Here is a 21,832-nt window from a genome sequence, read left to right as displayed (position 1 = left end):
CCTTTGAATGGCATCATCTGCCACGTTGATACAGGCCGATCAGTTCGGCCTGCGCCAGAATATGTCCTTTCATGGCGTTCTCGATCTGAGTTTTCGATGGCTTATGCAGTCCTGACAATACCGTATCGAGTGCGTAAAGCTTGTGAAAATATCGATGCCTTCCAACCGGTGGACAGGGACCGCCATAGCCCGTCCGCTTCCAATCGTTAACCCCTTCGGCAGTGCCGGGCGGCAAAGATCCCGACGAAACTCCCTCCGGCAATCCGCCGGCGTCGGTCGGAATGTTGTAGAGCACCCAGTGAACCCAGGTCATTTTCGGCGCCTTCGGATCCGGCGCATCAGGATCATCCACGATCAGCACCAGGCTTTTCGCCCCCTCGGGCACACCGGACCAGGACAACGGCGGCGATAGATCCTGTCCATCACAGGTAAACCGCTGAGGCATATCACCGTTATGCACAAATTCGGACGATTCGATCTTCATGGACATGCCCTGCCCTCCTTTGGACTCCTCTGAAACAGCCACATCAGCGGCGGCGAACAGCACACTGCCGAGCAATATCCGCGCCCAGCGACTACGACGGGCTTTCATAATGTCTGACCTCCCTGCCGATTAAAGATCAGTCGCAACTCAACTTCGCAGACGAACGGCCAACACGTCGCACTCGGCATGGTGAACGACGCTGGCGGCCGTAGAACCGAGCAACAAGCCGATACCATGTCTCCCGTGCGACCCGATAACGATCAAATCCGCCTGCAACTCCCGAGCGACACGGATAATTTCCACTTTTGGACTCCCGATTTCAACCCAGCGGCATTCCGGCGGAATGGACAAACGTTCGGCAATCTCCGCCAAACGTTTCCGCGCCGCGTTGACCATCTGATCGGTCAGATCGACATCAAACGGCACTATCGGCCCATAAGACGCATCCATGATCGGCACATTCTCGACGACATGGATTACATTTAACCGCGCCTCATACTTTGTCGCCAGTTCCTGAGCCCGCCGAATCACCTGCTCGCCGTGTTCGGAAAAATCGGCTGCCAATAAAATCTGCCGGTACGTCATCGCCAGTCTCCTATTTCCTGTTTGCAGTCACGTGACTCGATCGAACAAAGCCATCATAACTTGATAGCTTACGATGATGTATCCAAAGGCCAGCCCCACACCGAAAAAGAATGAAATGGCCAGAGCGTGCCGCAAGATATGCCCGACCACGGCCAAGTGCCAAAGCATCAGAAACATCAGAAAAAAATAGACTCCTTTCACTTCCGGTGTCGCCGAAAGCCAAGCGAGAAAGGGAATGGCTGCCGCGCTGATCAAAGCATCGCACGCGTATAAAGCAGTCGCGGTTTTCTGAAGCCGGGGAATCTTTCGCCTCAGATGGAGAGCCGTATAGATAAAGGCGAACAGCATTAAACCTTCAACCGCGGCTTCAACGACCGCTCCGCGCCAATCACGCTCCAATCCGAGCAGCACGACACCCACCACCGAATAGGCCAAAATCGCAAGCGCCAGCAGCAAACCCGATGCAGGAACATCCTGCGGCCCCTTCTTGAAAAAACAGATGTCGAGAAACAGCTTTATCAGCGGCATGGTTATTCTTCGGCTGCCGAATCGTATTCGATCAAACTTCACCCAGGACTGATTCCAATGCTTCCACGGCCTCTAGCCAGAGGGATTCCGTTTCCGCCAACCGATGATCGATTTCGGCCTTCTCCAGCAGCAAAGCCTGCAAGGCCGGTTTCGCCTCAATCTCGTAGAGCTCCGGAGCCGACAACCGCTCTTCAAGGCGCCGCTTTTCCGAGGTCAATTTCTCGAGAGCGGCTTCGGCTCGCTCCAGCGCCTGCTGAAATGGCCGCAATGCGCGCCGCCGCTCGGCGTCCTGGCGACGCTGATCTTTCCGGGAAGGCGTGGTGATGCTTTCAACCACGGACTGCGACGCGGAACGCCGACTGCTCAACCATTGCCGATAGTCATCCAAGTCGCCATCGAACTTTTCAGCTTTTCCGTCTGCAACCAGCCAGAAATCGTTGGCAACGGTCCGGAGCAAATGGCGATCGTGAGACACCAACACCATCGCCCCTTGATAATCCTGCAAGGCCAAGGCAAGCGCATCACGGGCATTCAAATCGAGATGGTTGGTAGGCTCGTCCAGCAACAAAAGATTCGGCTTCCGATAGATCAGGAGAGCCAGCGCGAGCCGGGCACGCTCACCGCCGGAAAACGGCGCTACCGCCGCCAATGCCTGATCGCCGCAAAACCCGAAACCGGCAAGGAAATTCCGCAAATCCCTTTCGGTGGCCCTGGGATCAAGCTTCTGCAAATGCTGGAGCGGACTTTCGTCTACCCGCAACTGTTCAAGCTGATGTTGCGCGAAATAACCGATTCTAAGATCTTGTGCCTCCAAACGCTCCCCCGACCCCGGGTTCAACATACCCGCCAACAATTTGATCAGGGTGGATTTTCCGGCGCCGTTCGGTCCCAAAAGACCGATTCTTTCGCCTGGATTCAGAGTCAGGTTGACGCCGTTCAAGATCGCTGTCGTTCCGTATCCGACGCTCCCATCATCCACTTTCAACAACGGCGACGGCAATTTTTCCGGCGGAAGAAACGAGAACCTGAACGGCGAATCCACATGCGCCGCAGCGATCAACTCGAGCTTGCTCAAGGCCTTGAGTCGGCTTTGCACCTGCCTGGCCTTGGTGGCCTTCGCACGAAACCGATCTACGAAAGCTTGGACTCGCGCGACTTCACGCTGCTGCCTCTCATAGGCTGCTTGCTGCTGCCCGAGGAGTTCGGCCCGCCTAATCTCGAATGCCGAGTAGTTTCCGGAAAAAAGCGCAACCGCCTGATTCTCGATATGAAGCACGTGATCGACGATATCGTCCAGAAAGTCCCTGTCGTGGGAAACCAGAAGCAATGTACCCGGGTATCGGGACAGCCACTCCTGAAGCCAAATCACGGCATCCAAATCGAGATGATTGGTCGGTTCGTCGAGAAGCAGCATATCGGAACGGCACATCAAGGCCTGCGCGAGGTTGAGACGCATTCGCCAACCCCCGGAAAACCGATTGACCACCTTCGCCTCGTCGCCCGGCCCGAACCCGAGACCTGCCATCAGCTTGGCGGCCCGCGCCCGGGCCTCGTAGCCTCCTATCGCCTCAAGCCGGGAATAAAGCAATCCGAGCCTCACACCGTCACCGCGTTTTTCCGCCTCGCCAAGTTCCGCTTCGATCAGGCGCAGCTCGCGGTCGCCATCCATAACGTATTCCAACGCGGTCCGCTCGCTCGCCGGGGTTTCCTGAGACACGTGGGCGATATCGAGGTTCGGCGGCATCGTAATTTCGCCGGCGTCGATATGAATCTCACCCAAGATCAGGCGGAACAAACTGGATTTCCCGGCCCCGTTCGCACCGGTAATACCGACCTTCTCACCACTGTGTATGGTAAAGGACGCCTCTTCAAACAGAAGGCGCTGGCCGCGCCTCAACGCGACCGACTTGAAATTAAGCATGCCGCCGGAACGCTAAGCAGACATTCGTTGGTTCCGGGTAAGAAAATGCGAAATCAAGCAGCATGCTCGATTCGCCGGTCCGCTTCTTTGACGAATTCATGCAAGTCCCCCTTCTTGACGGTCGCTCGGGGAATTATTAGGGCCGTGTCGATACCGACAAAGAGAAAGGCGTATTTCTTAGTCATCTCGACGCGAAGGACATCGGACCATTTCACACGAGACTCGCCGTTTCGATTGACCTCCACCAGAACATGGGGTTCGGAGCGCAAAGTATATGTGCCCAAGATGCTGGCGCGCTCTTCATCCGAGTACATTTTCCGGAGCTGTCTACGCAGGCTTCCCTTGAAATAGAGCGGCGTCAAAATCCCCCACAATGCGGCAATCACGCCGACATAAATGGCGGATAGCGTATCTTGATAATAAAACCACAAGAACAGCGCGATAAGTGCCATGATGCCGGGGAAAACTGCCTGATGGCGCCGCATAGTCTTTTGCCAACTCGCGGAGTTCTGCAATTGATGTTCGTTGAAGGCAACCAGGTCTTGCTCGCGGACTTCGTATTCTATTTGAGTCATACGCCTATCGTGGAATTTGTCGAACACCCTCGGCTGCCGACGAACCCGCTGATGGGCCGCCGAAGCGCCAAAGGGTGACTAGTATACGTAATTCTGTTTCAATTTACTCACTTCGGTAGGTTTGTCCCACGCCGGAGAGGCATCTCGTAGTGTACGACGGAGAACAACAATGAAAGGCGATACCGATGTTATTGCTCGCTTAAACCACTTACTGGCAGGTGAACTGACTTCCATCGACCAGTACCTTACCCACTCTCGAATGTATAAGGACTGGGGGCTTAGCCGGCTGTACGAACGCATAGACCATGAACTGCAGGAAGAACAGTCCCACGCCGACCGATTGATCAACCGAATTCTATTCCTCGAAGGCACACCCGATCTGAGCAAGCGCAACGCACTTCAAATCGGTACGGATGTGCCGAGCATGCTCAAGAACGATCTGGCTTTGGAATATAAAGTGATCGGCGAGCTCAGAGAGGCAATGGGGTTTTGTGAAAACGTCGGCGATTATGTCACGCGGGACATACTCCTCGCCCTTCTCAAGGATACCGAAGAAGATCACGCCTATTGGCTGGAAACCCAGCTCAGCCTAATCGAAAAAATCGGGCTTCAGAACTACTTGCAATCTCAAATGTAGTATTTACACCCCCCGACTTGCCATGTCCATCGGCAAGTTAACGCCGCGCAAATCTTATTTGATAACAATTCTCAGTTGTACTAGTATTTAGATCAGATTAATTCATCTGATCCGGCTATGTACATCTGCATCTGCAAGAAAGTCACCGACGGACAAATCCGGAAGGCCGTTCAAGAGCAGGAGGTCACCAGCATGCGCGGCTTACGATCCAAATTGGGCGCCTGCGATCAATGCGGAAAATGCGCGGTTCAAGCCAAGCAACTGATACGGCAGTGCCTGCTCGAAAGATCCGCGCCGGACAGCAATCCACGCAAAGCCGCATAAACGCTCTAGCGCCTGGACGGCGAGCCGAGTGGCGGCCGAGTTCGGCGGCAGCCATAGGTGTATTCATTTGGAGCGCGGGTCCGTTCGAAACGAAAGAGGGAAGAAGGACAAACACGCGGCAGAGGACGAGGACATCCCTGTCCTTCATCGAGAGGTTCCCGGGGATTTTTAGAACGTTATGACTACGTCGGTAGAAAAAAGGAATTGATCGCCCTTCTTGCCGATGAAGCCTGCCGCCCCACCGGCATTGTCATAAGCGTCCGCCTTGTCAGCCCAATCATACCGAACGCTCGGCCGCACCATCAGCCAATTCACCGGCTTCCAGTTTAAACCCGCCGTGACGGCATAATAGCTTGATGCCGGAGGTGCGAAAGGACCTCTAATTGGGGAAAGAACACGGAAACCATCGTCATCTCGGAACCATTCAGCACGGAGTCCCACGGCAAGATCGTCTCTAATGTCGTAGGTGAGGTACTGATTAATCCCATACCATTCCGCATCCCTACCATTGCTGCCTGCACGATCTGTTGCATCAACAACACTGGTTGCCCACCCGTGGTCATGCTGGAAGGTGTAGTGCAGGCCTTCTATGATGTCGTGCTTGATAACCAGGCTGTACATGCTCCAATTATTTGAGTCTTGCTCGGAAATCTCGCCGCTGGTGGCGCTAAAAGCCACGGAAGTACCTTCGTCGATACTGGTCCAAGTTACACCGCCGAGAAACGCCCAGTTACCGAGCCCCTTATCCCAACCGCCATCCCAGCCGGCGGTCTCGCTTCCAGTCACCCCACCCCCCGAAATCGTCCAGTTCTGATCGATCGGATAACTCAACAACACGCCCGTATGGGTAAACGGTTCTCCGTACTGCATCGTATAAGCATGGGAGTAGAAGAAATTATCCGGCGCCGTTACCACTTCGTTACCGATAATGGTGTAAAAGTGACCGATCTTCGCTGTGATGCCATTACCAAACGGCGCAAAAATTTCGAAGTAGGCCTGAGGCAACGCAATGTCATAGAAGCGTTGATCGTTGATCAGGCGCTGATCCCAGTGACCATAAGCCGCTTGGGTAAATTGGGCATCGGTACCGAACATAAAGTCGAAGCGCCCGCCGAAATCCCAGGAGTCTCCTTCCGTATTCACCGGCCGCTGCAGATAAAAATAAAGCTGATTCAGCTGAAATTCGGAAGCGCGATCATTGAACGTTACCGGACCGTTGAATCGGCCGGCAGGTTCGTTTGCGTTGTACGTGATACCGGCATTGATCCATCCGCCAAATTGCAGCCCCAAATTTTTCATGAATTGGGTCTCATTGACATCGGCCTCCAGAGACCCCAGCAACCCCGTGGGTTCGCTTGCCTCTTCGGCTTCGGCCGCGGCGCCAAAAATCGCTGCAAAAACACCGAAAGTCACGCGCCCCATTCTAATCTTGAGTGAATTCTTCGCCATACTAATCTCTTCTGGTCTGTTTTCTGGAACGACAGCCTTAACGCAAATTCCATACCAGACCAAACACCAAGCATACTCAACCGCTTATGTGCCGACCGGGACGAAACATGCACCATTGCGGTGCTAATTCCCAATTAATTGCACCAAAGCAACACTTTGTTGCAATTAAAACAATACCCAGAAAAATGAATCTAAGCAAGGTCAAGACAGGGACGATCCTTATGTCTCGATGTCGACTGCTATCTGGAGACTCACCGCCACAACCAAAGAATGTCCCGCGAAATCGCCCCACCATGGTGCACTAACCAGCGGGAAGCACTTTTTGACCATTAAGGGAATACACGAAATCATTCGCACGGTTTATGGAACGTTCCATAGCCGTAATCAACCCTGCAACGCCAACGGTCATCGCTGCCAATTCATGCTCCAGCGATGCAATCGCCTTTGCGTTGAGGTTATGCTTCAGAAACAACACTTGATCTTGGAATACGCTCAAAACCGGCTCGATCTTGCCCTCGGCCCGACGCATCGCCGAAATCAATTGTCCATAGTGCTGCTGAGTCAGCTTGAGCTTTTGCCTGCTGCTGCTTCGGAGACTGCGGCTCGTGTACAACTCCAACTCTTCTTCCCATTCCGCAAAAAGCGCCTCGGCTACATCCTGGACCGCGGCTATGCGGTCCTTGACGGCTAAAGCCTTGGCTTTGCTGTAATCAAACTCGACTTTTATCTGCCGGTACATGTCCTCAAGTTCGCCGCCCTGAAAATCCGTGAGTGCGCTAAACTTATCCAGAGCGCTCTGAAACTGCTCCTTCGCTTCTTCCAGGCTATCCCTTGCATTCTCCACACGACTGACGAGGATATCGCGCTTATGGTGCCCTGCCGATTCCACGGCACGAAAGTAGACCTTTTGACATTTCGACACCAGATAACGGGCCAAAGGATTCAGAAGCTGCCGAAGCACTTCAGCAAAGCTCATTGCATTCGTATTGGAGGACTTGTTCATGACATACACTGCTTGTTTTTCGGAAAAGGCAGAAGAAAGCCGGGTAAAAATAAAATCCGCTTAAAACCGTTTGTAACCTAATTATTACGGCGTTATCATTTTCCACTTACAGCGCTTTGACCGACTTTACGTAGCGTCCGCGTCACGTCGCTGTCACGCGGACTCAATAAGCTCTGCAACGGAGTTTTATCATACAGAGGGAGACATTAAGTGAAAGCACTCAGCGAAAAGCACATGGTTGTTGTCACCGCCCTAGTGCTAGGCCTCATCATATTCTGGTTAATCGCGACCGACCCCAGGACTGCTAAAACATCGTTATCAACGCCGTCGGCCGTGGCGACAGAGAATTCTCTGGATAACGACGTCGACCTTATCGCTACGGCGACTTCCGAGCAGTCTTCCGACTAATGGTGCCGGACTCTCGGTTTGACGCGGTCCGCTTATTCAAGATCTTCCTTAAGTACGCCCCGGTATAGGACGCTTCATTTTCCGCAACTTGCTCGGGCCTTCCTTCCGCAATTATCAGACCGCCGCCTTCGCCACCTTCTGGTCCCAAGTCGACCAGCCAGTCGGCGGTCTTAATCACATCGAGGTTATGCTCGATGACAATCACCGTATTCCCGTGGTCCCGCAATTGATGCAAAACACTGAGTAGCTGCCGGATGTCGTGAAAATGAAGCCCGGTCGTCGGCTCGTCCAGAATATAAAGCGTCTTGCCAGTATCCCGCTTCGATAATTCGCGCGCCAGTTTGACGCGCTGGGCTTCGCCGCCGGAAAGCGTCACTGCGTTTTGCCCCAGGCTGATGTAACCTAATCCCACCTCCATCAGCGTATCGAGCTTGCGGGAAATGGATGGGATCGCGGAAAAAAACTGGCTGGCTTCTTCCACCGTCATTTCCAGCACCTCGTGAATCGTCTTGCCCTTGTAGCGAATTTCGAGTGTCTCGCGGTTATAGCGCTTCCCCTTGCAAACATCGCAGTGAACGAAGATATCGGGCAAGAAGTGCATCTCTACCTTGATCACACCGTCGCCCGCGCAGGCTTCGCAACGCCCTCCCTTGACGTTGAAGCTGAACCGCCCCGGCGTATAGCCTCGTGATCGTGCCTCCGGGGTTGCCGCGAAAAGCTCCCGAATCGGCGTAAACAGCCCCGTATAGGTTGCGGGATTCGACCTCGGCGTGCGGCCGATCGGGCTCTGGTCGATGTCCACCACCTTGTCGAAATGTTCCAACCCTTCTATCCCGTCGCTCAACGCCGGCGTCGCAGCTGCTCCGTTTAACTCGCGAGCAGAAAATCGGAACAGCGTATCGTTGATCAGAGTGGATTTTCCGGAACCCGAAACGCCGGTCACGCAGGTAAAGAGTCCGACCGGGAACGAAACGTCGATACCCTTCAGATTATTGCCGCGGGCGTTCCGAACTCGGAGCAGGCGTTCCGAATCGGGCGGAATCCGACGCTCCGGCACGGGAATCTCGAGTCGGCCGGACAGGTATTGGCCGGTAAGGGAATGCCGGTCCGCCAGGATCGCCTGGGGCGTCCCTTCGGCCACGATTCGGCCGCCGTGAACACCGGCTCCCGGTCCGATATCCACGACGTGGTCGGCAATGCGGATGGCATCCTCGTCGTGCTCCACCACGATGACGGTGTTACCCAGGTCGCGCAGCCGCAGCAAGGTATCGAGCAACCGCTGGTTATCGCGCTGATGCAAGCCGATCGACGGTTCATCCAGAACGTACATGACCCCCACCAGCCCCGCCCCCACCTGGCTTGCCAAGCGAATCCGCTGAGCCTCGCCGCCCGACAGGGTATCGGCACTCCTCGCCAGGGTCAGATAATCGAGCCCGACGTTAACCAGAAACTGCAGGCGTGCCGTGATCTCTTTCACGATCTTGGCCGCCACTTCGCCTCGCCTTCCCGATAAAGTCAAGCCGGCGAAAAATTCGAGCACACGCCTGATCGGCAAGGCCGTCAACTCCGGCAGAGAGGAATCGGCTACGAACACATGCCTCGCCGCAAGGTTCAAGCGCGTTCCCTCGCACTCCGGACAGGGCTTTCCGGACAGATACTTGGACAGTTCTTCGCGCACCATCATCGAATCGGTCTCGCGGTAGCGCCGCTCCATGTTCGGAATGATCCCCTCGAAAGCATGGCGGTGAACCAGTGTATCTCCGCGGGCGGTCAGCACTTTGAAAGGAATGGTTTCGGTTCCGCTGCCGTAGAGAATAATGTCCCGGACCGACTTCGAGAGCTGGCCGAATGGCTGCTCCGGATCGAAGCCGTAATGCTCCGCCAGCGACTGGACCAGATGGTAGTAATAAGCGTTGCGACGGTCCCAGCCCCGCACGGCGCCGCCCGCCAGGCTCAACTGCGGATTCTGGACGACGAGCCGCGGATCGAAGAATTGTTTGACCCCGAGGCCATCACAGCTCGGGCATGCCCCCTTCGGATTATTGAAGGAAAAGATCCTTGGCTCCAGTTCGCTCAGGGAGTAACCGCAATGTGGGCAGGCATATTTGTCCGAATAGACCAGTTCGGTTTTCGAATCGTCCATCGCCACCACCAGAGCAATCCCTTCTGCCAGCCGCAGCGCCGTCTCGAACGATTCGGCGAGACGTACCGCCAGATCCGGCCTCACCTTGAACCGGTCGACCACCACTTCGATGCTGTGCTTGCGGCGGAGATCGAGCTTGGGCGGTTCGTCCAGCTCGTATATTTCGCCGTCGATGCGGGCGCGGATGAACCCCTGGCCGCGCAAATCTTCCAGCACCTGAGCGTGCTCTCCCTTCCGCTCGCTGACGACCGGGGCGAGCAGCATCCAGCGGCTGTCCTCCGGCTGGCTGAGAACGTGGTCCACCATTTGGCTGACGGTCTGCGCTTCCAGCGAGATGCCGTGCTCCGGACACCGTGGCATGCCGGCGCGGGCATAAAGGAGGCGCAGATAATCGTAAATTTCGGTAATCGTACCGACAGTGGAGCGGGGATTGTGCGAAGTGGACTTCTGCTCGATGGAAATGGCCGGCGACAAGCCCTCGATATGGTCGACATCGGGTTTTTCCATGACCGACAGAAACTGCCGTGCATAGGCGGACAGCGACTCCACATAGCGCCGTTGCCCTTCGGCGTAAATGGTGTCGAACGCTAACGACGACTTGCCGGAACCGGATAATCCCGTAATAACGATCAACTTGTCACGGGGCAGGTCCAGGTCGATATTCTTGAGGTTGTGGGTACGTGCTCCACGGATCTGAATCGTGTCCATGCAAAATTCAAGCGCAAGAGAGAACCTGTTACTATAGGACGATTCCCGTCACTCGCAAAGGAGCATGTCGCTTGAATCCGGCTTTGCATATCGACACCCCTATGACCCGTACCGAGGTACGCGCCAGCTTGTCGCTAGCTGCCATCTATATGCTGCGGATGCTGGGCATGTTTCTGATCTTGCCGGTTCTCTCGGTATTCGCCCTCGAGCTACCGGACGCTTCGCCGCAGTTGGTTGGTTTCGCCATCAGCGCATACGGTCTAACCCAGGCAATCCTGCAGATTCCCTTCGGCCTCTGGTCCGACCGTTACGGGCGAAAGCGTTTGATTGCACTGGGTTTGCTGCTGTTTGCGGCCGGAAGCGTTCTCGCCGCCCTGTCCGATTCGATCTACGGCATCATCGCCGGCCGGGCGCTGCAGGGCGCCGGCGCTGTCGCAGCGGTCATCATGGCGCTGGCTGCCGATCTTACCCGAGAAGAGCATCGCACCAAGGCCATGGCCTTGATCGGCATCAGCATCGGGATGTCGTTTGCGCTATCCATGGTCATCGGGCCGGTACTCTCCGGCTGGGTCGGACTCCAAGGACTTTTCTGGATCATCACGGCCCTTGCTCTGCTCGCCATAGCGGTGCTCTATACCGTCGTGCCGACACCCTCCGTTAGCCGTTTTCATCGAGACGCGGAAGTTCGTCCGGCATCTTTGAAGACCGTATTGGCGAATCGCGAACTTCTTCGACTGGACCTCGGCATCTTCTGTCTCCATCTCGTCCTGACCGCCACATTCGTTGTTCTTCCGCTGATTCTGCGCGACTCGCTGCAGCTTGAAACGGCCAAGCATTGGCATATCTACTTGCCGGTTTTCGGACTTGCCATCGCAAGCATGGTTCCTTTCGTGATTCTTGCCGAAAAGAAACGCAAGATGAAAGCGGTATTCGTCTCTTTCATCGGACTGGTTGCGATTTCCGATGCCGGCTTTGCCTGGCTCAAACATGATTTCTGGATCGTCTTCGGACTCCTCTACCTGTTTTTCACCGGCTTCAACCTGTTGGAAGCCACCCTCCCCTCGCTAGTATCGAAGATCGCTCCGCTCGACCTCAAGGGTACTGCCATGGGTGTTTATTCCACCGCTCAATTCCTGGGGGCCTTCGTGGGCGGAGCCGGCGGCGGCTGGATCTACGGTCACTATGGCATACCTCAGGTCTTCCTGTTCTGCGCGGCCGTCGGTCTGTTATGGTTTGTGTTTGCTCTCAGCATGAAAGCGCCGCGGGGTTTGAGCAGTCTTCTCGTCAACGTGAGCGGGCTGAACCATGATCAGGCCTCCAGCCTGTCCAAGCGGTTGCTCCAGTTGCCGGGGGTTGCCGAAGCGGTGGTCTTGGCCGAAGATGGTGTAGCCTACCTGAAAATCGACAAGGAGAAGTTCGACCGCATGGCACTCAACGGCTTGTTGCAGGAAATGGCTGCGTGAATACCCGAACCTCCCGGACTGTTTTTCAGAACCTGAAACGGAAAGCGTTTTTACTTTAAAATTAAGAACTTCAGTTACAGTAGCCGGTCTAATCTTCGTTTAATTTCTCACCCGTCATCGATCGGAGAAACCTTAATATGGCCAGTCGCGGCGTCAATAAAGTCATACTCATCGGCAATCTGGGTTCCGATCCGGAAGTGCGTTATATGCCCAGCGGAGGCGCGGTAACCACTCTGCGCCTCGCCACGAGCGAAACCTGGAAAGACCAGCAAACCGGCCAGCAGCAGGAACGCACAGAATGGCATCAGGTCGTGTGCTTTCGGAAACTGGCCGAAATTGCCGGAGAATACTTGAGAAAAGGCAGCAAGGTGTACATCGAGGGTAGTCTCCGGACACGCAAATGGCAGGACAAGAACGGCCAGGACCGATATACCACCGAAATCATCGCCGACCAGATGCAGATGCTGGATCGCGCAGGCAGCGCTCCTCCCGGAACGGGCGGACGCGGAGAGTCCGAACGTCATGCACCACCGTCTTCGGGTTCCAAGCAAGCGCCCCAACCGGAGCCCGGATTCGGCGGCTCGGACGACTTCGACGACGATATTCCGTTCTAGTTTCACCGGCTCATGGCCTGAACCGATTCCGCAAATTTCTGTTTCACTAATCGTACAAGGCTCTGATCTATAACACACCCGATCTCAAGGCAACTTTCCGCTCCATCTTCGAGTCCAAATCACGTATCCGGTCGATTGCGAGGAAGCCCGTATCATTAAATCGGCCGGGCGGGTCTCTGCTGCCTATCCGAAAAATCGGTACACAATGCGAATGAATTACTCGGCACCCCAGCGGACAAATCCCGGCTGCCATTGGGTTTTCTAAATGACGGCAGCGTCTGAAGCGATTAGTCTGCCTTGGTACCGACCTTCGATTGGCGACACGATCTAACTCTGATACAGCTGGAGGTCAACGATGGCAACTACGGACGAGATCACCCAGGATCTGAAACAGGATTTGGCGACCCTCAAAGCGGACGTGGGCAACTTGATGGCTGTGATGAAGGATTTGGGCGTCGAGCAGGGACGTACCGCCTACGCCAGGGCGCGCGAAGTTGGTGAACGCGCCCGCGGCCAGGCGGTGGCGGCCCAGGAAAGCGTAGAGCACTATGTTGAGGCGCGCCCTTTGACCAGTCTCCTGGTGGCCTTCGGCACAGGCTTCGCGATAGGCACGCTGCTCGGCACCCGCCGCTAACGGCGATCCGCAGCCGTGATCCAATCATTCACAAGTATAGTCGCAGCGGAAAAAGCAAAGCTTTGGCAGGCGCTGAGCCGATCGGCGGTACTATTCGCCTTGGCGATTTTCTCCGCCTTGGCGGCTTTCGGCGGCCTGGTCTTCGCACTTCTCGGGATTTATCTGTCGCTGGAAGCGGTCGTGGAACCCTGGACAGCCGGAATAATCGTCGGCTGCGCCATGATCGTGATCGCTTTCGTTGCCTTATGGGTTATCGCCCGATTGATCACAAAACAGGGCAGAACGCCCGAGCTGCCGCCACGGTCCAGCGCTACTCTCGCGGCTGCATCGCCGCCTCCCGGAGCAATCCCCGAATCTTTACGCGCAACCGTAAGCGACGTTCTCGGTGCGGCCCATATTCGAACCAGCGATATCGTGATCGGCGCCCTGGTTGCGGGCTTGGTTCTCGGCGCCAGCACAAACTTAAGGCAACGCTTGGTTCGCAGCATTACGAAAGACTAGACCAATCCGCCTGCCGACAGCGCATGCGGCAGGCGGATTACTCATCCGACCGAGCAACCGAATCGCTTCCTCAAATTTGAGCGACGCGCTTGAGTGCAGGCAAATTGGTTTCGTATCTTTTCGCCGGCTTGCATTTTATCGCGCGCAGCATGTGCGAGCGCTTGAACTGCGCCAGAACCCGGCTGACGCTCTCAACCGTAACCCCAAGAATCGCCGCCATTTCTTCGCAGGTCAACAGGGTAACCGCAGTCGATGTCGGCACATCGTTTTGAATGGCCGCCAGGAAATTCACCAGCCGGGCCACGCGAGCCTTAATCGACCCGGTGGAAAAATCGGTAATCCAGACGTCGGCGCTCTTCAAATGCTGATACCAGCACTCGATCAGCCGACAATACAAATGCGGATTTTCCTTCTTGAGCTGGGCGATCGCCCGCAACGGCATGCAAACCGCCTCGACCTGATCGACCGCCACCGCCGTGTGGCGGTAAGTCGGTTCGATCAAGCCACCGAGACCGAGAAACGAGCTTTTGGAATGTAACCGAACGATTCGAGCTCGACCGTCGGGGGAATAACTGATGAGTTTTACGAGACCTTGCACAATCGCCGATACGGTATCGGCCGGATCGCCTTCCCGAAAAATGATCTGCTTGGCGGCAAACGATTTTCGCTTGCCGCCTTGGAAAAGGGGGTCGAAACCCGCCATTTCGAAGTTCGTCAGCGCATCGCCGGTATCTTCTTCAAACACCCTGGCTGCTGGATGCCGCGCGATAGAAATGTTTCCCTTTCCTAAATTAGACATTTGCCACCTCATCGTCCTGATTGAAATCACACCTCGCGAATCAACTCCCTGGAAACCCACCCTTTGGCGAGATCTCCTGTTCGCGAGGTAGCCGACCATTCCTGGTCTTGCGCGGAGTGGAAGCGAAGCCACCCGCGCCGAGTTAGCAGTCCGAATTTAACAAATTTACGCAACAAACTCATCAGCGAGAGCACTGACTTATTACCGTTATTCTTGACCGAGCAGAGAGTTGCAAAAGCCGCTTTTCCTCCGTCCCGACTGCCCCTTGAACTTTATGGGCAGCGTACCGGTCTGCGCAATAGATGCCTGCAAACTCTCTCCGACATGAATGCGGTTTAGGGCTCCGGTGGACGCGGAAGAATCCTGCGAACAACTCGAAAACCTCGCCCGGGGGATTCGCCGGTGTGTCGCATGCCGGCTTCACCAAAGCCGGCGGCAAGCGGTACCGGGAGAAGGGCCGGCGAACGCTGAAATCGTGGTATTGGGTGAAGGCCCCGGCAGCAAGGAGGATGCAACCGGTCGTCCGTTCGTCGGCCCCGCGGGCCGCTACCTGGACCAGCTTTTTCGAAGCCAGGGCATCGCGCGCGACCGGCTTTTCATCACCAATTGCGTAAAGTGCCGCCCGCCGGAGAATCGAACGCCCCGCCGCGACGAACTGAAAATCTGCACGAATTTGTGGCTGAAGCAGCAAATCGAGCTGATCTCGCCCAAGTTCATAGTGTTGCTCGGACAGATTGCCGCCCGTCAAATGCTGGGTGAAACCGCAACCGTGTCCCAACTGCACGGAACTGTCCAAACACGCAACGGCCAGAATTATTTCGTTACCTACCACCCCGCTGCCGCGCTGCGTTTCGATTGGGTTGCCGTTACCCTGAAAGAGGATTTCGAAATACTCGGCAGCCGCCACCTTCGACACAGCGCTTCCGTCCGGTAGAACTTTCCAAATCGCGTCGACCGTAACGCCCGGATACGCCCCTGCGACGCGTCCGAACTCCGATACGGCAGCGCCGTTGCGCAACTCCTCTCCCGGCAATGAGTCTCATTGATGAGGACAGAGCCGTGGCTTGCAGGCACCGGCTTGAAGCCGTAGCTACCGGGCAGATGCCATAGGCAACGCAGTGACGGAAAAAGGACTGAACATGGGACGATCCGGGAGCGGGCCGTCGAGCCTACCCATCATAAACCGGAGGGAACAAGCATGCCTACGAACGGCCGAACCAACCTTGCTTTCGCTTTGGGTGGCATAGGCGGCTCGAATGCCCATGGCGCCGGTTTCCTGCACGCAGCCCGAATGGAAGGAAAAACACCGACGCACATCTCCTGTACGTCCGGCATGATCTATTGGACTTGGCGCTGGCTGGAAGGACACGACCTTGAACAGGAATTCAGGCAATCGGCCGACGACGCTCGCTCGGCGATCTGGCGCCGGCTGCCGCCATCGACGCTGCGATCATGGCTGGCCTATTGGTTCGGCGGTGAAGGCGTTTTCCGGCCTGCTGTCCCGGAGTATTTCACACGTCTTTTCTCGAAATGGTACCTGACACCGCCCGAACGATGGGGCGACCTGTGGTTTCCCGCCCAACTTCTCGTCCCGACGCGGCCGAGAGAGACTTATCATCGAATCGCCGAAGCGTTCAATGCCAGTGACATCGCCATCTTCTTCAATAGCTTCAGTCCGCGTTTGGGAACCGAGCATCTGCACATGAACGACGCTGCACGGGACTCCTACCATACGGTGGAGCAGGAGCGCCGAAACCGGCGTCCGGACGATGCGCACGCTCAGGCGATGCGGGACAGCGGAGATCTGCCCTCGGTCAAACCGGAGCGAATCACCGCGGACGCGGTTCGGGATGCGCTCTGGCTCGGTCTCTACGGATTCCAGCGTGACGGCAAACCGCAAGAACACATTGACGGCGCCTATGCACGCCAGTTCATTCTCTCGGAACTGAGCGCCGCCCATGTCATCTATATCCCGCGGCCACAGCGATACCGGTGGGTGGGCGAGTTGCCGGAAAGCTTCGTAGAACTTCAGGACCTGGAAACGGAGCTCTGGTTCAACGGAGCCTATGCCCAGCAACTCGCCCGAATCGAGCTGGTCAATCGCCTGCTGCGCAACGAGCAGCTCAAAGCGCCCCTGGAGAAGCTCGGATTCCACGAAATCGAACTCGTCCCCATCGAGATTCCGGTGCAGCGAGGCTTTTTCAACTACTTCATCGAGGACACGAGCGTCTTCTATCACGCCGTCGAACAATCAACGCTAGCCCTCCGAGATTGAGCCGCCGGCAGGCGGTCGGTAAGGTCCGCCCCTTCCTGCCGGGAGCAGGCGACGGGTTTCGCTCTTCTGGACTGCCGGATTCGTTTGCACACCGGCGCCCCTCATCCAAATACAACCGGTTCCTGCTTTAGCCATCGCAAGCTCGCATCCGTGTAGCCTAGACAATTTTTCCTTTCGATTACGCCTGTTTGTACTCGTGAATATTCACTTTGACGCTGCCCGGATCGTGCTGCTTTAGTAATTGGAAGCGGGCCCCCTCCTCCGAAAGCCGCTCCAGCCTTTAAAGGAGGTCGGCAACGTCTTCTAACACTCTGATTTCAATGACAAGGAGAATAATAATGCAACACTTCCCGGCCTTTTTGATTTTATGCTTATTCCTTCCCTCCCCGCTGTGGGCGAAGGCCACCACCTATGTTTGGCCGATCAGCAACAGCGCCACCCAGGACCCGATGAACACCTCGTTCGGTCCACGCATCAACAATTCGCGCTGGGACATGCATGACGGCGTGGATCTGCCCGGCGAATGCGGCACCGAGGTGCATGCCGTGGCCGATGGCACGGTAATCGGCTTTGGGAGCGCCGAGCCCCCGAGGTGGAACTCCCGTCATGTCGTCCTCAAGGTGAATGACGCCACCCGCGGCGAGGTATACGTTTATTATCTTCATCTTCAATCGATCGCTGACGGACTCAAAAAAGACGTGCAAGTAAAGCGGGGCCCAAAACTCGGCGACGACGGCGCCACCTACTGCCATCTTCACCTCGAATTCCGCCAGGGCAATTCAGAGCAGTCCAGCAGTCGGCACCCTCTGCTCTTTCTGCCTTACGAAGACACCGACAACCTGACCGCTCCAGCCAATCCCCGCTTCAACCGTCAGGCGAACGGCGCGATGGCGGCGCGGCTGAATTTCAGCCTTCCGAGCAAAAAGGAGGGGGATCTTTCGCGGGTGGAAGTGGACATCATGAACGGTTCGACCATGCTGCAAACCCGGCGAGTGGATCTCAACGATAAAACGACCATCAACGAGGGCAACTCCGATGACTTGGCCTTCGTCAACGACATTGCCGTGGAAGGCTACCAGACTTCGAACATGGCCGCCGACAACCGTACCGACCTCCAGTACGGCATCGTGCTACGAAATCTTCCCGGCAATTGCGATAGGCTGGCAGCCCGCGTATACGACCTGGCCGGGCACAGCAAAGCCAGCGAAACCATCGCCGTGCCGAACCAGGCGGCAGTAACATACAACTTGACCTTCGAGGATGGCCGGGACGTGCCCACAGATTGGACCAAACGAACCAGCACCACCGGTTCCGGGACGACCATCGCCAATGATGCGACCTTGGCCTTGGCCGGTACGCACAGCTTCAGGGCAACGGACGAATCGAATACCGAGTCCGGCTCGCAGCAGGCGGCGATCGAACGGGGCCTACCCGCGGGCCGTTTCGAATGGCGGGTCGGCGGGTGGGTGCGTCCCGACAAGCTGGAACTCCCGGTGGACAAACAGGCCTATCTGCTGCATTTCCTGAATCAGGCCAGTACTCCGCTCGCCGCCGCTGCCCGCTTGCGCCGAACCGGAGATTCGATCTATGCGGGGATTGCGGGCAAGAAGTGGGACGGCAGTACCGGCGGCATAAGCAGCGCGGAAACGATAGACACGGGAAGGTGGCGGTATTGGATGCTCCGCCTGCTCCGTGTCGGCACTCGCGAGGCAACGGCCGTGCTTTATTTCGACAACGGCAACAGCGACTCGGAAGTCGCTCGCTACAACTGGGATTCGACCGTGGCAGAGCCGGTGGGCATTCGCCTAGGTATAGGGCAAAGCTTTTCGGGCGTGAAGGCCGTATTGAACCTGGACGAAGTCGAGGTGACCGAGAGCACGTTCTAGCTTATCGACGGCTTTAGGAAGCGCTGATTAAGTCTCCAATTCGGAGAAGCGACCTGTGCAACTGATGGAGCCAACAAGCCCACCCAACCCGATCACGCCGCACATTCCCTGTGCGGAGCCGCAAGCGGCGCTCACGCGTGCACCCGTTCGCCGGGAGCGAACGGGAACGTGCGAAGCACGGCCCGAAGGGCGAGACTCAGGGATGAGGCGAGTAAATCGGCCTCGCGACGCTGTCCCGCTTCGCTCGCGAGTCCGGGGCAGCCCATCCCCGGCCCTGCCCGCTCGTCGCGTTGCGCCTCGCCCCGCCGATTTGTCCCCGAGGAAGAGGGCTTAGGCAGGGCCTCCTTAAAGAGGCGACAGCGCCCGTTGCGGTCTAGGCAGCGGTCCGAAATTCGTCGGCCCTCATCCTTCGCGATGATCCGCTCGTTCGAGGATAAAGCGCGCCGTCATCAGATCCAGATGACCGCCGCCGCCATTCTTGAACAGCGTGATTTCGGCGGCGGCCCGCCGGCCCGGATGAACGCCGCGGCATAGCTGGAAGTGATCGGCCAGGATATCCGCCTCGGAGATCACGCCGTCACGGATGGGAATCAAGAGTTCGCCGATCTGGGCGATGGTGGTCTCGCGCGAATCGACGAAGATCTTGGCACGGCGGATGGCGGTGTCGTCGGCCTCCCGCATATCCGGCGTGAACGCGCCGACCAGGTCGAGATGAGTTCCCGGTCTGAGCCATTCGCCCCGAATCAGGGGCGCAGTGCTCATGGTTGCGCAGGCAATAATGTCGGCCTCGCGTACCGCCCGCTCCAAATCCGCCACTGTGCATACCGGCGCTCTCAAATCGGTCAAGGCGTTCGCCAGCCGTTCCGCACGCTCCGGCGTGCGGTTCCAGATCCATACCGATTCGATCGAAGGGCGGACCGCCAGATGGGCTTGAATCAGGTGAGGCGCCATGGCGCCGGCGCCGACCATGAGCAGCGTCCCGGCGCCCTCGCGGGCCAAATGCCGCGCAGCCAGTGCGGAGTCGGCGGCCGTTTTCCACAGGGTGAGCGCGGTACCGTCGAGACAGCTCAAAGGACGGCCATCGTCCACCGCGAACAGAATATAAAGACCTTGTACCGAAGGTAATCCAAGCGTTTGATTATCCGGAAACACCGTCACCAGCTTCGCGCCCACGCCCAGATCGCTTTGCCAGGCGGCTCGCAGGAGAAAATGCCGGGTCGGGCGTTCCTCGGCCGATCGGCTCAGCAGCAGGTCGTCCATTGCGTCTATATCGCTGCCGTGGGCAGTTTCCAGCCAGTCCACCAAAGACGGGTAATCAAGGCATTCGTTGATCTGCTCAGCTCCGAGCCATTTCATCGGGTCGTGCTCCGAAAGGGGTTCGTTTGACGTCTGCAACGAGGCTTGCGGACGAATTCGCTGCGGCTTGCAGCGGGTCCCCGCGCAACACCCACGCATGCAGGAGGCGGCGGCTAGGCATCGACCAAATCCTTGAGAGAAACACCCTCGGCGGCCTGCACTGTGCATGTGTGCAATTTTGCCAATAGATGATCGACCGCGGATACCGAAAGAGCGTCCTTGTTGATGGGCAACGCTTCGGTCGGCGACGTTCGTATCGCTTCCAGGATTTCGTTGACGGCCATGGTCGACAAGTCTCGGGCAGGGATCAGTCCCGCCTGGGTTTCCGCCGCGACCAGAATCAGATTTCGCGCCTTGAACACGTCCACGATCTTTTCGATCACGAGATCCGGAAGAGCAAGCCGCTGGCTCAGGGTTTCGACCGTCCAGGGTCGCTCTCCCCGGTGAAAGTGATCCGCGATCAAGTACATGATCAGGAAACTCAGGCGTTCGAACAGATGAAAGCAGAGCGTGACTTCGCGCTCGGCCAGATAGATGTAGCGCGGATGTTGGTGATAAAAAGAAATCTGGGCGCCGATCAACAGGATCAGCCAGCTCACGTAAATCCAGATCATAAAGACGACTAGAATCGCAAAGCTGGAATAAATGGCCTCGTACTTGGCCGAGTTGGCGACGAACTCGGCGAACAGCCAGCCCGCCGCCCGCCAGCCGAGAGCCGCAGCAAAGCCTCCGACCAGAGCCGAGCGCAAGTTCACATTGGTGTTCGGGAGAAACCGATAGGCAAACGTGAAAGCGCCGATGATCAGGAGGTACGGCAAAATCAGTCCGAGCAGGTAGTAGAGAGTTCCGAAAGGCTCCTGGCTGATGATCGTCTGCGCGATTTCGGTGCTGGCCATGGACGCCATGAGACCAAGCGCGGAGAAAACCAGTACCGGTCCCACCAGAAGTACGCTCAGATAGTCGCTGAAGCGCCTTTGAAAACTGCGTAATTTCTTGGCTCTCCACACATAGTTGAAAGACTCCTCGATTTTTTGCAGCAGAGACAGAACGATGTAGAACAGCATGGCAAAGCCCACGAAACCCAATACGCCGACTCTCATATTGGTGACGAATCCAAGGACGCGTTCAACGATTTCCTCGCCTTGCCGCCCCAACGGCGCCACCAGCTCCAGCAATAACGGCTCCATTTCATTGTGCACGCCGAACGCCTTGAGTACCGAAAAGCTGACCGCCAGCAGCGGGGCCAGCGACAGCAGCGTTGTATAGACGAGACTCATCGCGCGGTAATCCAAACCGCCCTTTTGTACGTCGCTTATAAGCCTTCTGATCAAAGCGCTGAGGACGCCGAACCCACTGCGGAGCGACTCCCGGTTAATCGATGGCCAAGGCCGGCTTTTCATGTGTTCGATCCAAAAGAATGTTGCTGCATCAGCCTAGATGATACGTATTTTGACTGAGCGGCAAGAGGAATGTGTAGCGTACGCCGGGGAATCCGCCCTGTCCGACCGCGACGAATGTAGCAGACAGCGTAAGGCGGTA

General features: G+C 56.7%; 20 protein-coding genes. 9 read left to right on the top strand and 11 right to left on the bottom strand.

All coding sequences use genetic code 11. The features are described from left to right. Positions 1–13 precede the first annotated feature (13 nt). The 5 genes from sS8_RS25530 to sS8_RS25510 form a co-directional block, all read right to left on the bottom strand. Positions 14–547, bottom strand: coding sequence for a YbhB/YbcL family Raf kinase inhibitor-like protein (locus sS8_RS25530; protein ID WP_232020440.1), 534 nt, complete (start codon positions 545–547; stop codon positions 14–16). Between the two features lie 84 nt (positions 548–631). Next, positions 632–1,069, bottom strand: a complete 438-nt coding sequence (locus sS8_RS25525; protein ID WP_119632223.1) for a universal stress protein — start codon at positions 1,067–1,069, stop codon at positions 632–634. Positions 1,070–1,096: 27 nt separating this feature from the next. Continuing rightward, positions 1,097–1,597, bottom strand: a complete 501-nt coding sequence (locus sS8_RS25520) for a hypothetical protein (RefSeq protein ID WP_119632222.1) — start codon at positions 1,595–1,597, stop codon at positions 1,097–1,099. A 31-nt stretch (positions 1,598–1,628) separates the two neighbouring features. Continuing rightward, positions 1,629–3,518 carry an ATP-binding cassette domain-containing protein gene (locus sS8_RS25515; RefSeq protein ID WP_119632221.1) on the bottom strand — a complete coding sequence of 630 codons (1,890 nt, stop codon included), beginning with the start codon at positions 3,516–3,518 and terminating at the stop codon, positions 1,629–1,631. A gap of 53 nt (positions 3,519–3,571) precedes the next feature. Beyond that, entirely contained in the window at positions 3,572–4,093 is a 522-nt protein-coding gene (locus tag sS8_RS25510) for a YcxB family protein (RefSeq protein ID WP_119632220.1), read from the bottom strand. A 169-nt stretch (positions 4,094–4,262) separates the two neighbouring features. Here sS8_RS25510 and bfr point away from each other — a divergent pair, with 169 nt between their 5' ends. After that, positions 4,263–4,730 (top strand): bacterioferritin, encoded by a 468-nt coding sequence (bfr, locus tag sS8_RS25505; protein ID WP_119632219.1) that lies wholly within the window; start codon positions 4,263–4,265, stop codon positions 4,728–4,730. Positions 4,731–4,847: 117 nt separating this feature from the next. Beyond that, the gene (locus sS8_RS25500) at positions 4,848–5,054 is read left to right on the top strand and encodes a (2Fe-2S)-binding protein (RefSeq protein WP_119632218.1); all 207 of its coding nucleotides are present in this window, start codon (positions 4,848–4,850) and stop codon (positions 5,052–5,054) included. 168 nt (positions 5,055–5,222) lie between these two features. Here the strand turns inward: sS8_RS25500 and sS8_RS25495 are convergent, their stop codons facing one another. The 3 genes from sS8_RS25495 to uvrA all read right to left on the bottom strand — a co-directional run bounded on the left by sS8_RS25495 (position 5,223) and on the right by uvrA (position 10,765). Beyond that, positions 5,223–6,503 (bottom strand): porin, encoded by a 1,281-nt coding sequence (locus sS8_RS25495; RefSeq protein WP_232020439.1) that lies wholly within the window; start codon positions 6,501–6,503, stop codon positions 5,223–5,225. Between the two features lie 301 nt (positions 6,504–6,804). Further along, positions 6,805–7,506, bottom strand: coding sequence for a DUF2959 domain-containing protein (locus sS8_RS25490; RefSeq protein WP_232020438.1), 702 nt, complete (start codon positions 7,504–7,506; stop codon positions 6,805–6,807). Positions 7,507–7,882: 376 nt separating this feature from the next. Beyond that, on the bottom strand, positions 7,883–10,765 hold the full coding sequence (gene uvrA / locus sS8_RS25485; RefSeq protein WP_119632216.1) for an excinuclease ABC subunit UvrA: 2,883 nt from the start codon (positions 10,763–10,765) through the stop codon (positions 7,883–7,885). Positions 10,766–10,836: 71 nt separating this feature from the next. Here uvrA and sS8_RS25480 point away from each other — a divergent pair, with 71 nt between their 5' ends. The 4 genes from sS8_RS25480 (at position 10,837) to sS8_RS25465 (ending at position 13,977) form a co-directional block, all read left to right on the top strand. Continuing rightward, a complete protein-coding gene (locus sS8_RS25480) occupies positions 10,837–12,228 on the top strand; it encodes an MFS transporter (protein ID WP_331852270.1) in 1,392 nt (463 codons plus the stop codon). A 137-nt stretch (positions 12,229–12,365) separates the two neighbouring features. Beyond that, the gene (gene ssb, locus sS8_RS25475; protein WP_119632215.1) at positions 12,366–12,842 is read left to right on the top strand and encodes a single-stranded DNA-binding protein; all 477 of its coding nucleotides are present in this window, start codon (positions 12,366–12,368) and stop codon (positions 12,840–12,842) included. 355 nt (positions 12,843–13,197) lie between these two features. After that, a complete protein-coding gene (locus sS8_RS25470; protein WP_119632214.1) occupies positions 13,198–13,476 on the top strand; it encodes a DUF883 family protein in 279 nt (92 codons plus the stop codon). Between the two features lie 15 nt (positions 13,477–13,491). Beyond that, the gene (locus sS8_RS25465) at positions 13,492–13,977 is read left to right on the top strand and encodes a phage holin family protein (protein ID WP_145986683.1); all 486 of its coding nucleotides are present in this window, start codon (positions 13,492–13,494) and stop codon (positions 13,975–13,977) included. A gap of 70 nt (positions 13,978–14,047) precedes the next feature. Here the strand turns inward: sS8_RS25465 and sS8_RS25460 are convergent, their stop codons facing one another. Further along, positions 14,048–14,776 carry a Crp/Fnr family transcriptional regulator gene (locus tag sS8_RS25460; protein WP_170161262.1) on the bottom strand — a complete coding sequence of 243 codons (729 nt, stop codon included), beginning with the start codon at positions 14,774–14,776 and terminating at the stop codon, positions 14,048–14,050. 328 nt (positions 14,777–15,104) lie between these two features. On the opposite strand from sS8_RS25460, the gene sS8_RS25455 reads away from it, so the two are divergent. The 3 genes from sS8_RS25455 (at position 15,105) to sS8_RS25445 (ending at position 18,937) form a co-directional block, all read left to right on the top strand. Continuing rightward, on the top strand, positions 15,105–15,710 hold the full coding sequence (locus tag sS8_RS25455) for a uracil-DNA glycosylase (protein ID WP_119632211.1): 606 nt from the start codon (positions 15,105–15,107) through the stop codon (positions 15,708–15,710). A gap of 264 nt (positions 15,711–15,974) precedes the next feature. Then, positions 15,975–17,051, top strand: a complete 1,077-nt coding sequence (locus sS8_RS25450) for a hypothetical protein (RefSeq protein WP_119632210.1) — start codon at positions 15,975–15,977, stop codon at positions 17,049–17,051. Between the two features lie 338 nt (positions 17,052–17,389). After that, positions 17,390–18,937: a M23 family metallopeptidase gene (locus sS8_RS25445; RefSeq protein WP_170161261.1), complete on the top strand. Its 1,548-nt coding sequence runs from the start codon at positions 17,390–17,392 to the stop codon at positions 18,935–18,937. A 402-nt stretch (positions 18,938–19,339) separates the two neighbouring features. Here sS8_RS25445 and lhpI read toward each other — a convergent pair whose 3' ends face one another. Continuing rightward, positions 19,340–20,293 carry a bifunctional Delta(1)-pyrroline-2-carboxylate/Delta(1)-piperideine-2-carboxylate reductase gene (gene lhpI, locus sS8_RS25440; RefSeq protein WP_119632208.1) on the bottom strand — a complete coding sequence of 318 codons (954 nt, stop codon included), beginning with the start codon at positions 20,291–20,293 and terminating at the stop codon, positions 19,340–19,342. A 113-nt stretch (positions 20,294–20,406) separates the two neighbouring features. Then, the gene (locus sS8_RS25435) at positions 20,407–21,693 is read right to left on the bottom strand and encodes a YihY/virulence factor BrkB family protein (RefSeq protein ID WP_119632207.1); all 1,287 of its coding nucleotides are present in this window, start codon (positions 21,691–21,693) and stop codon (positions 20,407–20,409) included. Positions 21,694–21,832: the final 139 nt, after the last annotated feature.

It is taken from the genome of Methylocaldum marinum (genome assembly GCF_003584645.1).
GTDB classification, from domain to species: Bacteria; Pseudomonadota; Gammaproteobacteria; order Methylococcales; family Methylococcaceae; genus Methylocaldum; species Methylocaldum marinum.
The sequence above is the reverse complement of the archived record's forward strand: the minus strand, read 5'-3'. Positions and strand labels throughout refer to the sequence as shown.

Excerpts from the sequence above, each read along its gene's own strand:
- sS8_RS25525 (WP_119632223.1), bottom strand. The coding sequence starts at position 1,069 with ATGACGTACCGGCAGATTTTATTGGCAGCCGATTTTTCCGAACACGGC.
- sS8_RS25520 (WP_119632222.1), bottom strand. The coding sequence starts at position 1,597 with ATGCCGCTGATAAAGCTGTTTCTCGACATCTGTTTTTTCAAGAAGGGG.
- sS8_RS25515 (WP_119632221.1), bottom strand. The coding sequence starts at position 3,518 with ATGCTTAATTTCAAGTCGGTCGCGTTGAGGCGCGGCCAGCGCCTTCTG.
- sS8_RS25510 (WP_119632220.1), bottom strand. The coding sequence starts at position 4,093 with ATGACTCAAATAGAATACGAAGTCCGCGAGCAAGACCTGGTTGCCTTC.
- bfr (WP_119632219.1), top strand. The coding sequence starts at position 4,263 with ATGAAAGGCGATACCGATGTTATTGCTCGCTTAAACCACTTACTGGCA.
- sS8_RS25500 (WP_119632218.1), top strand. The coding sequence starts at position 4,848 with ATGTACATCTGCATCTGCAAGAAAGTCACCGACGGACAAATCCGGAAG.
- sS8_RS25495 (WP_232020439.1), bottom strand. The coding sequence starts at position 6,503 with ATGGCGAAGAATTCACTCAAGATTAGAATGGGGCGCGTGACTTTCGGT.
- sS8_RS25490 (WP_232020438.1), bottom strand. The coding sequence starts at position 7,506 with ATGAACAAGTCCTCCAATACGAATGCAATGAGCTTTGCTGAAGTGCTT.
- uvrA (WP_119632216.1), bottom strand. The coding sequence starts at position 10,765 with ATGGACACGATTCAGATCCGTGGAGCACGTACCCACAACCTCAAGAAT.
- ssb (WP_119632215.1), top strand. The coding sequence starts at position 12,366 with ATGGCCAGTCGCGGCGTCAATAAAGTCATACTCATCGGCAATCTGGGT.
- sS8_RS25470 (WP_119632214.1), top strand. The coding sequence starts at position 13,198 with ATGGCAACTACGGACGAGATCACCCAGGATCTGAAACAGGATTTGGCG.
- sS8_RS25460 (WP_170161262.1), bottom strand. The coding sequence starts at position 14,776 with ATGTCTAATTTAGGAAAGGGAAACATTTCTATCGCGCGGCATCCAGCA.
- sS8_RS25455 (WP_119632211.1), top strand. The coding sequence starts at position 15,105 with ATGCGGTTTAGGGCTCCGGTGGACGCGGAAGAATCCTGCGAACAACTC.
- sS8_RS25450 (WP_119632210.1), top strand. The coding sequence starts at position 15,975 with ATGCCTACGAACGGCCGAACCAACCTTGCTTTCGCTTTGGGTGGCATA.
- sS8_RS25445 (WP_170161261.1), top strand. The coding sequence starts at position 17,390 with ATGCAACACTTCCCGGCCTTTTTGATTTTATGCTTATTCCTTCCCTCC.
- lhpI (WP_119632208.1), bottom strand. The coding sequence starts at position 20,293 with ATGAAATGGCTCGGAGCTGAGCAGATCAACGAATGCCTTGATTACCCG.
- sS8_RS25435 (WP_119632207.1), bottom strand. The coding sequence starts at position 21,693 with ATGAAAAGCCGGCCTTGGCCATCGATTAACCGGGAGTCGCTCCGCAGT.